We start from the raw sequence: 11,292 nt of genomic DNA, 5'->3' as shown, positions 1-11,292 counted from the left end.
GATAAATACGCATGTAATTTTATTTTTACACATAATGTTTTTTTAAATTTACACTTGAAATGTTTTTAAAGCCTGTTAATTTGTCTTTTATTGGTGTTTAGGTATGCAATAAGATTTTGTGTAAATAAATAATTACAGGTGATGAGATGCAAAAAAGTGAACTAAGTAATATTAACATCAGTGATGAGCAAGTGCTGATCACTCCGGAACAATTAAAAGCTAAGCTGCCGCTCAGTCATCAAGCTCGCCAGTTCATTCAACACTCTCGTCAGACAATTGCCAATATTATTCATAAAAAAGATCACCGTTTACTGGTGGTGTGCGGCCCTTGCTCTATTCATGATATTGATGCGGCAAAAGAGTACGCAAAGCGCTTGAAATCACTCTCAGAGCAGTTGAGTGATCAACTGTACATTGTCATGCGTGTTTACTTTGAAAAGCCGCGTACAACGGTTGGCTGGAAAGGTCTGATTAACGATCCTCATCTTGATGGCAGTTTTGATATCGAACATGGTTTACACGTTGGTCGTCAATTGTTAGTTGAGCTAGCGGAGATGGAGATCCCTCTGGCGACCGAAGCGCTTGATCCGATCAGCCCTCAATATTTAGCCGATACATTCAGTTGGGCTGCGATTGGTGCACGCACTACGGAATCCCAAACACACCGAGAAATGGCCAGTGGTTTGTCGATGCCGATTGGGTTTAAAAACGGCACCGATGGCAATTTAGCAACGGCAATCAATGCGATGCAGGCGGCATCATCCAGCCACCGCTTTATGGGCATTAATAGTGAAGGGCAAGTGGCCTTACTTACCACTCAAGGCAATCCAAATGGGCATGTCATTTTACGTGGCGGTAAGCAAACCAACTACGATTCAGTGTCGGTCACCGAGTGTGAGCAAGAGATGGCAAAACATAAATTGGATGCGTCGTTAATGGTGGATTGCAGCCATGCTAATTCACGTAAAGATTACCGTCGTCAGCCGTTAGTCGCTGAAGATGTGATTCATCAAATTCGTGAAGGAAATCAGTCTATTATTGGTTTGATGATTGAAAGTCACCTCAATGAAGGTAATCAATCTTCTGACCTTCCTCGCAACGAAATGGAATACGGTGTATCGATTACGGATGCCTGTATTAATTGGTCATCAACTGAGGCACTATTACGACATGCTCATCAAGAGCTCGTTCCGTTCTTAGAAAATCGCCTAAAAAAAGGTGAATAAAGGGAAGTGCCATGGCTGTTGAACTTAACGAATTACGTGATCAAATTGATGCTGTCGATAAACAAATGGTCGAGCTGCTTGCACGCCGATTAGCTTTGGTTGAAAAGGTGGGGGAGGTCAAGAGCCGACATGGTCTACCGATTTATGCTCCTGATCGAGAAGCGGCGATGCTGGCTTCTCGCCGCGCTGAAGCGGAAAGAAAAGGCGTCCCGCCACAACTGATTGAAGATATTTTGCGCCGTACTATGCGTGAATCTTATGCCAGTGAAAAGGATTCTGGCTTTAAGTGCTTAAACCCAGAGCTGCGCTCTGTGGTGATTATTGGCGGTCATGGTCAACTTGGTGGCTTATTTGGCCGTATGTTCAAACTGTCGGGCTATCAGGTGAAAGTATTAGGCAGTAAAGATTGGCATCAAACCGATGAGATACTGCATGATGCCGGTTTGGTTGTAGTGACGGTTCCTATTCACTTAACCGTCGGTGTGATTGAAAAACTTGCTCATTTGCCTGCCGATTGTATTTTGTGCGACCTCACATCGATTAAGTCTAAGCCGCTACAGGCGATGCTTAAAACACACTCTGGCCCAGTGGTTGGATTGCACCCAATGTTTGGCCCAGATGTCCCTAGTATGGCCAAGCAAGTGATCGTCTATTGCGATGGGCGAGGAGAAGAGAGTTATCAGTGGTTGCTAAAACAGTTTTCGATATGGGGAGCGAGTTTGTGCCAGATTGATGCCGCAGAACACGATCACGGCATGACCTTGATCCAAGCACTGCGTCACTTCACTTCATTTGTATACGGTTTACACCTTTCTAAAGAAAATCCGAATATCCAAAAATTACTGCAGCTGAGTTCACCGATTTATCGTTTAGAACTGGCGATGGTTGGACGGCTTTTTGGTCAAGACCCTCACTTGTATGGCGATATCATTTTCTCATCGGAAGAGAACGTTGAGATGATAAAACGTTTTCATACTTGTTTTGGTGAGGCGTTAACCTTACTTGACGGGCGTGAGAAGCAAGCTTTTGTGGAAAACTTTAGCAAAGTGAGTGATTGGTTTGGCAGTTATTCACAACAATTTATGCTTGAAAGTCAAAACTTGTTAAAACAAGCGAACGATGCCATTCATCGTGTTTAAGGCTGTCTGAACGGCGAGTGCGGTTGTTGTGAATACGGCCGCCGCTCATTCTTCCGGTTCATCCCCTAAATCAGACAAGTATTCCAGTTCGCGATGGAGCAAACTTTCATCACCCATGTTCAATTCAACTAAACGTTTCAAATGGCCAATACTTTCAATATCAATGTGATTGATGCTGACACGAATAATGTTGTTTTGAATGTGGATCAACTTGGCGACTAGATTAATAGTGACATCGCTGTCTGGTAGTGTGAAATGGACTTGTGCCATTTCATTGAGCACTAATTTGTCCGCGTCAGGGCATGAGAGCAATAGCCCATGCAGCGACAAATCTTGAATCGTTGTGGTGACGGTATGTTTACCTTGCAATAAGGTGGCAGGCATCTGATAGATGATGCGTGAAAAGCGACGTCTTTCAATCATGGTACTCTCTCTTGTTGAGCGTTGACCGGTGCCAGCTTCGGCTCTGTATCGATCATTGAAAAATTATACCCATTAAGTTTAGACCTAATTGAAAGCAGTGTCGCGAATCCTGCATCTTGTTGTGTGATGAGTGATGTACAAGTAACAAAAAGGCCGCAATAGATTGCGGCCAGAGACTTCAAATACAGAGTTATTTGGTCATACGCTTGTATTTAATGCGGTGTGGTTCAGCCGCTTGAGCGCCCAACGTCTGTTTTAACCACTCAGTGTATTCGCTGTAGTTGCCTTCATAGAATTTCACTTCACCTTCATCACGGTAGTCCAGAATGTGGGTCGCAATACGGTCTAGGAACCAACGGTCGTGCGAGATAACCATGGCGCAACCAGGGAATTCCAGCAGCGCCTCTTCCAATGCGCGTAGCGTTTCAACATCCAGATCGTTGGTTGGTTCGTCGAGTAATAGGACGTTGCCGCCAGCTTTAAGCAATTTGGCTAAGTGAACACGGTTGCGCTCACCGCCCGATAGCTGACCGAGCACTTTTTGTTGATCGACGCCTTTGAAGTTAAAGCGAGAGCAGTAAGCACGCGCAGGAATTTCAAAATTGTTGATCTTGATAATATCCGCCCCTTCAGAGATCTCTTGGAAGACGGTATTTTTGTCGTTCATGCTGTCACGGAACTGATCAACCGAGGCTAATTTCACGGTTGCACCCAATTCAATTTCACCAGAATCTGGTTGCTCTACGCCACTTAGCATTTTAAACAGCGTTGATTTACCCGCACCGTTAGCACCGATGATGCCGACAATCGCTCCTTTCGGCATGCTAAATGATAAATTATCAATCAGTACACGATCACCAAACGATTTGGTTAAGTTACGAACTTCCAATACTTTGTCACCTAAACGTTCGCCCGGCGGGATGAAGAGTTCGTTGGTTTCATTACGTTTTTGATGTTCAGTATTATTAAGTTCTTCAAAGCGTGCCATACGTGCTTTTGATTTTGCTTGGCGGCCTTTCGGGTTTTTACGAACCCATTCCAGCTCTTTTTCAATCGTTTTTTGGCGAGCACTCTCTTGAGATGATTCTTGCTTTAAGCGTTCATCTTTCTGTTCGAGCCACGAGGTGTAGTTACCTTGCCAAGGAATGCCTTCACCGCGGTCAAGTTCTAAAATCCAACCAGCAGCATTATCAAGGAAGTAACGGTCGTGGGTGATGGCGACGACTGTGCCTGAATAGTCGACAAGGAAGTGCTCTAGCCAAGCAACAGATTCCGCGTCTAAGTGGTTGGTTGGTTCGTCAAGCAGCAGCATGTCTGGCTTTTCAAGTAGCAAACGGCAGATCGCCACACGGCGGCGCTCACCACCAGACAAAACGGCGATTTTAGCATCCCATTCTGGTAGACGAAGTGCATTGGCCGCACGTTCTAAAGCGTTCTCTAAATTATGGCCATCTTTGGCTTGAATCAGAGCCTCGAGCTCACCTTGCTCTTTGGCTAACGCATCAAAATCGGCGTCGGGTTCTGCATATGCCGCATAAACAGCATCGAGGCGAGTTAGTGCGCCAGCCACATCAGAAACGGCCTCTTCCACCACTTCACGCACGGTTTTTGATTCATCCAGTACTGGTTCTTGAGGCAAGTAGCCGACTTTCAATCCTGCTTGCGGGCGTGCTTCTCCATCAATATCAGTATCGATGCCAGCCATGATACGTAACAGGGTGGATTTACCTGAACCATTGAGACCTAAAACACCGATTTTAGCTCCAGGGAAAAAGCTCAGAGAGATGTCTTTGAGAATTTGACGCTTAGGCGGGACAATTTTACTCACCCGCGACATGGTATATACGTATTCAGCCATTGCCGATTGTTCCTAATCTTAGTAACAGAAGAAAGTGGTCATTTTATACCAAAGCGATCGCATTTGTTACTAGGTACCTAATTTTTAGAGCTTAGATGGTGTTTTTCATCGATAAAAAAGTAACGAAACATTAAGTTACTAAGTTCATATGTCGCACTTTTATGAATTTAATATTATTTACATCTATGGCCTTTACTTTTTTATCTAGAATCAGCGTAATGAAACGGAAATTCCCTTGCTTTGGATAGGACGAGAGCACATGGCGCTCATGCATTTTATAAGACCGCAGCGATTGTTATCATCAATATTAGCGTTGAGCTCCTTGGTGTGCGGCACCGCGTTTTCAGGCGCAATAGAGGATTTGGATAGTCAACGAGAGCTGTATGATCAAGCTCAGAGGTGGCTTGATGAAGATAAAGTTGATGAAGCTAAAAAAATTAGAAATAAGATCAAAAACTATCCATTGACGCCTTATCTGGATTATCGATCTCTGCTGGTCGATATTGGTAATAAACCGCCATTAGCGGTTCAGGTTTTTATCGATACACATCAAGATTTCCCGTTTTCAAACCGCATTCGAGCACCGTATTTAGATGCGTTGGCGGCGAAAGGAAAATGGGCCACCTTGCTTGATTTTCAAAAAGCGGAGCCGAATGATGAGCCTTATCGCTGTCATTACTACAATGCGCATTACCAAACAGGCCAGCGAGATATTGCGTTCAAAGGCGCACAAAAACTATGGCTCAGTGGCAGTAGCATTTCTGACGCCTGTGATCCACTCTTCACCGCATGGAGTGAGCAAGGCGGGTTAACCGATGACTGGTTGCTTAAACGAATGTTATTGGCGTTTGATGGGCGTAATTTAACGCTAATGAAATACTTACAGAAAAAATTAGTTAAGCCAAAATCACAGGCGACAGCGCAAGCGATGATGGATCTCTACCGCTCGCCAGAAAATGTGCTGACTTTTGCTAAACAATACACCGATGGCACGTTTAATCAGCAGTCGATTCAATTTGCGTTAGAAAAGCTAGCACGCCAAGATGCAAAGCTTGCGCAAAGTGTGTACCAAACTCTTCTCGATCAGAAAATACTGGCGGATGCTTATCAGCGTCCTATTGCAGAATATATAGCCAGAATATTGCTTGATACTGAGGAGCAAGCACTCGCAAACTGGCGAGATAGTGTGATAGCGCAAAGCTCAAACAGTCTTTTGCTCGAGCAGAGGATCCGCAAGGCACTGACCGTTGGTCGTTGGGATGAAGTGAAATTCTGGACAGAGCAGCTTCCCGCTGATGAAAAAGCCAGCTTACGTTGGCAATATTGGCTTGGGCGCGCTGATATTGCGTTGGGTGATGAAGCCAAAGGATTACAACGTTTAAATGCGATGATTGGGCAACGTAATTTCTACAGTGTCGCGGCCGCTAATATGGTGAAACAGTCAGTAAATTATCCCAGTACATCGATTAAGCTTAATCCCAATTTATTGACGCCGTATAAAAAAGCCTTAGTACGGATCCAAGAGCTGATTGAACGAGATAAAATCGCGGCTGCAAAAAGTGAATGGAAATGGTTACTCGATCGTGCAGATACAAAAGAAAAAGAGATGCTAGCGGCCTACGCCGACTCCCAACGTTGGTATAGTTTAACTGTGACAGCCTCTATTTCGGCGCGGATGTGGGACAACATGCAATTGCGTTTTCCATTAGCCCATCAATGGTGGTTTAACTTCTATGGCCAAAAACACGACATTGACCCAATTATGCTGATGTCACTTGCTCGTCAAGAAAGTGGAATGGATGTTGAGGCTCAATCGCCCGTTGGCGCTCGCGGTATCATGCAGATTATGCCGAGCACGGCTAAGTATACGGCTAAAAAATATCAGCTGACCTATAACGATGAGCAAGAGTTATATGAGGTGGGTAAAAATATCGAAATAGGCAGCCATTACTTAAATGGATTATTAGAGCAATACAGCGACAATCGAATTTTTGCATTTGCTGCCTATAACGCTGGGCCAAATCGCGTCAATCAATGGCGAGAGAAAACACAAGGCAAGTTAGATGCTTACGCTTTTATTGAAGCGATCCCTTTTCGGGAAACCCGCGGGTATGTGCAAAATATTTTGATGTTTGAGACTTACTATCGAGATTTGATGGGGATTGAAGGTGAATTTCTCAACCAAGATGAGCTCAATACAAAATATTAATTCCAATACGAAGTGAAAGTTCTACAATAGCGGAACGTATCACTTTGCGAGTACATTCATGCCACACCAACCTGAGTACACTGATTGGCAGCAGCTAATGGAATTGGTTAAATCAGCCACAGAGCAAGAGCAGCACGCAATGCTACTCACCATGATGATGACCCCAGATGAGCGAGATGCGCTCGTGGCGCGTGCGAACATCTTATGTGAGCTACTTAAAGGGGAGTTATCACAGCGGCAGATTAGCCAATTGCTCGGAGTGGGAATTGCGACCATTACGCGTGGCTCAAATGAGCTCAAAAGTAAATCAGAACAAGAAAAGTCGCAATTAGCCGCTCTGCTACTCAAGGTGTCTTAGTGACCCCTTGAGTTCGCTAACTTTTTATAAATTAGCAGGGAAATGCTCTGTGTTGATAAAAGGGATCAGAGCAAGGATCAGTGCTTGATGATAGACAGAGCTGCGAGTGAGTTGGTTATGAGTGAGTAGGCTGATCGCACCGCCTTTCTGTTTGATATTTTGGCAGTCAAACAGTTTATCCATCACATCGCCTAGCTCATTTTCATGGCTTAACAGCTTCAATACTTGAGGTGGTAGCATTAAGCTGGCTGAACGCGATTCTCCTCTATGAGTGGCAGATTCAATCACCATCCATGCAAAAGTCACTGTATTCTCAATGCCCGCTTCTAACCCGACGTAATAATCTGCCGTGGGATCTTGCTCTTTAGCATTTCGTACTCGGTTAAGTGCTCCTTGATGGGTTTCTTCATCTGTCATCGGTTGCTCCGCGACACCACTGGGCACACTTACCCCTTTAAATGAGAAAGTATCCTGCGGAAAGGTACTTTCAAATGCACTTTTGACTGCATTGATTTTGGCCGGGTTAAGAGAGGCAATGATCACATTTTTCATAAACAGCGTTTAACTCTTTTTGTTGTTGATACCATGAAACCAACGCATTTAATGGCATTGGTTTGGCAAAATAATAGCCTTGCATGAAATCACATTGGTAATCAGCAAGCCAACTATGCATTTCTTTACTTTCAATCCCTTCAGCTGTGACTTGCATTGATTGAGAGTGGCAAAGTTCGATCAAAGGCTTAATGATCTTGTGATTGTCAGTGGTGATGAGTGTATCTAAAAAAAGCCGATCGAACTTAATTTTTTGTACTGGATATTGCACCAATTGAGTAATGGAGGTGTAACCAGAACCGAAATCATCAATCGCCAATCCGTAGCCTAAATGCGATAGTTCGTGAAGCAGTGGAAAACCTTTTGAATTGGCAGAAAAAGTTTCTGTAATTTCAAAATCAATCAAATGGGGAGGAACTGCATTCTCCTGCGCATGTTTATGAATGTAATGAGCTAACTGTAAAGAGTTTAATTCTGCTGATGAAAGGTTAATCGATAACTGAACAGGGTGTTCAAACATCGCTTGCAGTGCATGGAACTCCTCGAAAGCTGAACGGACGACCCAGCGATCAATGTTGCCAAATAACCCGGTTTGTTCGGCTATCGGAATAAATTCTTTTGGTGAAATCGTACCGAGCAGGTTGGATTCCCAACGAAGTAAAACTTCAAATCCTGAGACTGTATTGCCAGCACGATTTAAATAAGGTTGATAGACCAAGCTAAATTCCTGATCAAAATCGCCTCGGCGTAATGCTTGCTCAATGTTGGCTCTGCGCTGAACACCCTTATTGAGCTCTGGCGAGTAGTAAGCTATTTGGTTCTTCCCAGCATTTTTTGCTTGATACATGGCCGTATCAGCATTAGATAATAATTTTTCTAAGGTATAGCCATCGGTTGGGTAGGTGGCTATGCCGATACTTGCTGTGATTGGGAAGTTCCCGAGTGGTGAATTGTGCTGATTTTGTAGTGGAGCCAGTAACTGGCTTGCAAATTCGCTTGCGGCTTGTTTAAACGTACTAGGGGCAGAGATAAAAATTGAGAACTCATCCCCAGAGAGTCGAGCAGCTAAACTTTTAACTTGATACTTTTCAAAGGAAAAGTTGCGCAATGAGCCGATATGTTGTGCAAAATTGACTAACAATACATCACCAATCTGATGTCCATATTTATCATTGACGTATTTGAAATTATCTAAATCAATATACAAAACCCAGATGTTATCTGTGTGTCTTGCTTTTGCTAGCACTCTTTCTACCGATTGTTGAAAGTGGTGGCGATTGGCAAGTTTTGTTAAGTGGTCGTACTCGGCAAGTGCTTTTGTTTTCTTATATGTGGTATCAAGTTCCTGATACATATCGTAAAAACGAGAGGATAGCCGGCCAATTTCATCGTTACTCTTGAGAGTTTCGATATTGTCACGCTGCTTATTCTCTACTTCTTTCAATTGTTGATCTAATTGGGATATGGGCTTGATTACATGCCGGTATAATAAATACAAAAGCAGCAACACAGTCACTAGAGTCGATATTCCAAACGACAACGCTAACCGTTTTTTAATGGCATAAAGTTTGTCGTTAATTAGATACTGTGCAGGATCAAGCGTGGCATAAAGATCTGATTTCAATTCAACAGTTTGCGTTAATCCTACCTTTTTAATATCCGCTGCGTCAGTGAAAAAAATGGTACTTCGGTTATCAAATTCTATTTTCTTCATCAGTCGATTAAAGGGTTCTAGTACGACGAAAACAACAACAAAGAAAATTTTATCGCGGTTATAGCTAAGCGGTGTCGTAAGTGTTTGAGTATCTAAAACATCATACCGAACTAGAATACCTTCACCGCTGGAATTTGTCGTATAGTCAACATAAGAGGTTTTCTGTGTGCTATCGAAAGTGTCTTGTATGTGGTTGAGAATTTTTGTATCGATTTTGGCGAAGGGGTCACCACTATTTTCGGCATAATAAAGAACATTTTTGCTGCCATCTAAAATCGATAACGCAATGAAATTATTCTCTTGTGATTGGAGAATGTCCAATGTTTGCTGAAAGTTATCAACCAGTTCTAACTCTCGATAAGGGTTGCGCTCATGTGCAACGTAATGACGAATGATATCGCTTTTCGTTAGGGTGTAAGCGTAGCTATTCACCAGGTATTGGGTCTGACGAAAGTGACCCGCGAGTTTTTCCATACTCAGTTGAAGATAGCTTTCTTCTCTTTTCAGCAAAGCATCTTTCTGATTGGAGTAGATAATGTAACTAGATGCCACTGCACTGAGAAGAATAACCGGTGTTATCAGCAACAGAATTCTATTGTTGAGCTTCATGTTGTTCCAAAATACTGTTAATGATTTTTGCTCTCAAACTAATATCGGCAGGGAGCAATTCGCTATCAATAATGCCTTGTTCTAACAAAGCTGGGTTTGGAAATAATGATGCATCATTTCGGTAACTATCTGGCATTAAATTTAGGGCACTTAAGTTTGGTGTCGCAGCTTTAATATCTTTTGCATTTATTGCGGCAACTTCTGGGCTCAATAAGTGGTTTATAAACTCTTTTGCATGCTCTTTATTTTTTGAATTGCTGTTGATGGCTAAACAATCCACCCAAATATAGGGTCGGCCTTGCGGGGTGACAAAATCCCAATCATTGCTGCCAAAATACTTATTCAATGAAAATTGGTCACCGCTGTATGCGAGTGCCATATCTAAGCCATCACTGTCAGGATGGCTTCGGACGTAACTCAATATATATTCATAGGTTAAGATGTTGCGATTCACGGATAGCATCTTTTGATAAGCCTGTTTCAGTGCATTATCGTTATTTGTAATTGGCGATTGTTGTTGGGCATACAATGCTGGCAGCAGGGTTTCAACTGTATCGTGAAGCATACCCACATGGCCTTGGAGTGCTGGTGGCATGTCGATGAGATCAGCCCAGTTTTTGGGTTTGGCTGGAAATTTACTTTTTTTGTAGACGATGCCTACGGTTCCCCAAAAGTAGGGAACGGCGTGGCTACCGCACGCTTGATTCCATTTCGTGTCATTATGCTTTCTATTGGGCAGAGTACTCAGATCTTCAAAGGTGTTGAGCCGAGAGTAGATAAGAGCTGATACGTTATCTAACACTACAATATCAAAAGGCAGCTGGACACTTTTGACCATCAATAGACTGCGTTCATCGTCATTATCAAAATGATATAGATTAATATCGATGCCGCTACTTTGCCGCCATTGATCAACGATTTGCGGTGATATAGTGTCTTCCCACAAATAAATATTGAGCTCTGAGCTTCGAATGTGCGCTGAAATGCCTAGCAGAAATAGCATTAAAGCCAAAGGATGGATTTTCATCATGATATAAGTAGATGAACCTTATTTATTGGAAAAGGGCATCGTTCACAATGAAAGTGTCACAGATATCTTATGACGTGCGGAATATATTCCGTGAATTCAAAGTAGGCTGACAGCCCAAAACATAGTGATTAATTATGTGTGAAATGATTGGGCATTATATGAACTATGTTGATG

Annotated in this window: 9 protein-coding genes; 4 read left to right on the top strand and 5 right to left on the bottom strand. The window is 43.0% G+C overall.

From position 1 onward, the window contains the following. The first annotated feature begins 146 nt into the window (after positions 1-146). Complete coding sequence (locus AACQ17_RS01365) at positions 147-1,226, top strand: 3-deoxy-7-phosphoheptulonate synthase (protein WP_010319158.1); 1,080 nt, start codon at positions 147-149, stop codon at positions 1,224-1,226. Positions 1,227-1,237: 11 nt separating this feature from the next. Continuing rightward, positions 1,238-2,365 carry a bifunctional chorismate mutase/prephenate dehydrogenase gene (gene tyrA, locus AACQ17_RS01360; RefSeq protein ID WP_094146818.1) on the top strand — a complete coding sequence of 376 codons (1,128 nt, stop codon included), beginning with the start codon at positions 1,238-1,240 and terminating at the stop codon, positions 2,363-2,365. Between the two features lie 45 nt (positions 2,366-2,410). Here the strand turns inward: tyrA and AACQ17_RS01355 are convergent, their stop codons facing one another. Together AACQ17_RS01355 and ettA are read right to left on the bottom strand one after the other, a co-directional pair. Beyond that, positions 2,411-2,788, bottom strand: a complete 378-nt coding sequence (locus AACQ17_RS01355) for a PilZ domain-containing protein (RefSeq protein ID WP_013857542.1) — start codon at positions 2,786-2,788, stop codon at positions 2,411-2,413. Between the two features lie 190 nt (positions 2,789-2,978). After that, the gene (gene ettA, locus AACQ17_RS01350; protein ID WP_010319161.1) at positions 2,979-4,646 is read right to left on the bottom strand and encodes an energy-dependent translational throttle protein EttA; all 1,668 of its coding nucleotides are present in this window, start codon (positions 4,644-4,646) and stop codon (positions 2,979-2,981) included. A 259-nt stretch (positions 4,647-4,905) separates the two neighbouring features. Here ettA and AACQ17_RS01345 point away from each other — a divergent pair, with 259 nt between their 5' ends. Further along, on the top strand, positions 4,906-6,855 hold the full coding sequence (locus AACQ17_RS01345; protein ID WP_038148931.1) for a transglycosylase SLT domain-containing protein: 1,950 nt from the start codon (positions 4,906-4,908) through the stop codon (positions 6,853-6,855). Positions 6,856-6,913: 58 nt separating this feature from the next. Further along, on the top strand, positions 6,914-7,213 hold the full coding sequence (gene trpR / locus AACQ17_RS01340; RefSeq protein WP_013857539.1) for a trp operon repressor: 300 nt from the start codon (positions 6,914-6,916) through the stop codon (positions 7,211-7,213). A gap of 24 nt (positions 7,214-7,237) precedes the next feature. On the opposite strand, the gene yjjX is transcribed toward trpR, so the two are convergent. From yjjX to AACQ17_RS01325, 3 genes are read right to left on the bottom strand one after another with little or no spacing between them, the layout of a single operon-like run. Continuing rightward, positions 7,238-7,765, bottom strand: coding sequence for an inosine/xanthosine triphosphatase (gene yjjX, locus AACQ17_RS01335; protein ID WP_013857538.1), 528 nt, complete (start codon positions 7,763-7,765; stop codon positions 7,238-7,240). Next, the gene (locus AACQ17_RS01330; RefSeq protein ID WP_013857537.1) at positions 7,737-10,088 is read right to left on the bottom strand and encodes a putative bifunctional diguanylate cyclase/phosphodiesterase; all 2,352 of its coding nucleotides are present in this window, start codon (positions 10,086-10,088) and stop codon (positions 7,737-7,739) included. The genes yjjX and AACQ17_RS01330 overlap by 29 nt, the downstream gene beginning before the upstream one ends. Further along, the gene (locus AACQ17_RS01325; RefSeq protein ID WP_094147479.1) at positions 10,072-11,118 is read right to left on the bottom strand and encodes a polyamine ABC transporter substrate-binding protein; all 1,047 of its coding nucleotides are present in this window, start codon (positions 11,116-11,118) and stop codon (positions 10,072-10,074) included. Before AACQ17_RS01325 ends, AACQ17_RS01330 begins: the two co-directional genes overlap by 17 nt. Positions 11,119-11,292 lie beyond the last annotated feature (174 nt).

It is taken from the genome of Vibrio sp. V10_P2A27P122 (genome assembly GCF_963874335.1).
Taxonomy (GTDB): Bacteria; Pseudomonadota; Gammaproteobacteria; order Enterobacterales; family Vibrionaceae; genus Vibrio; species Vibrio anguillarum.
The sequence above is the reverse complement of the archived record's forward strand: the minus strand, read 5'-3'. Positions and strand labels throughout refer to the sequence as shown.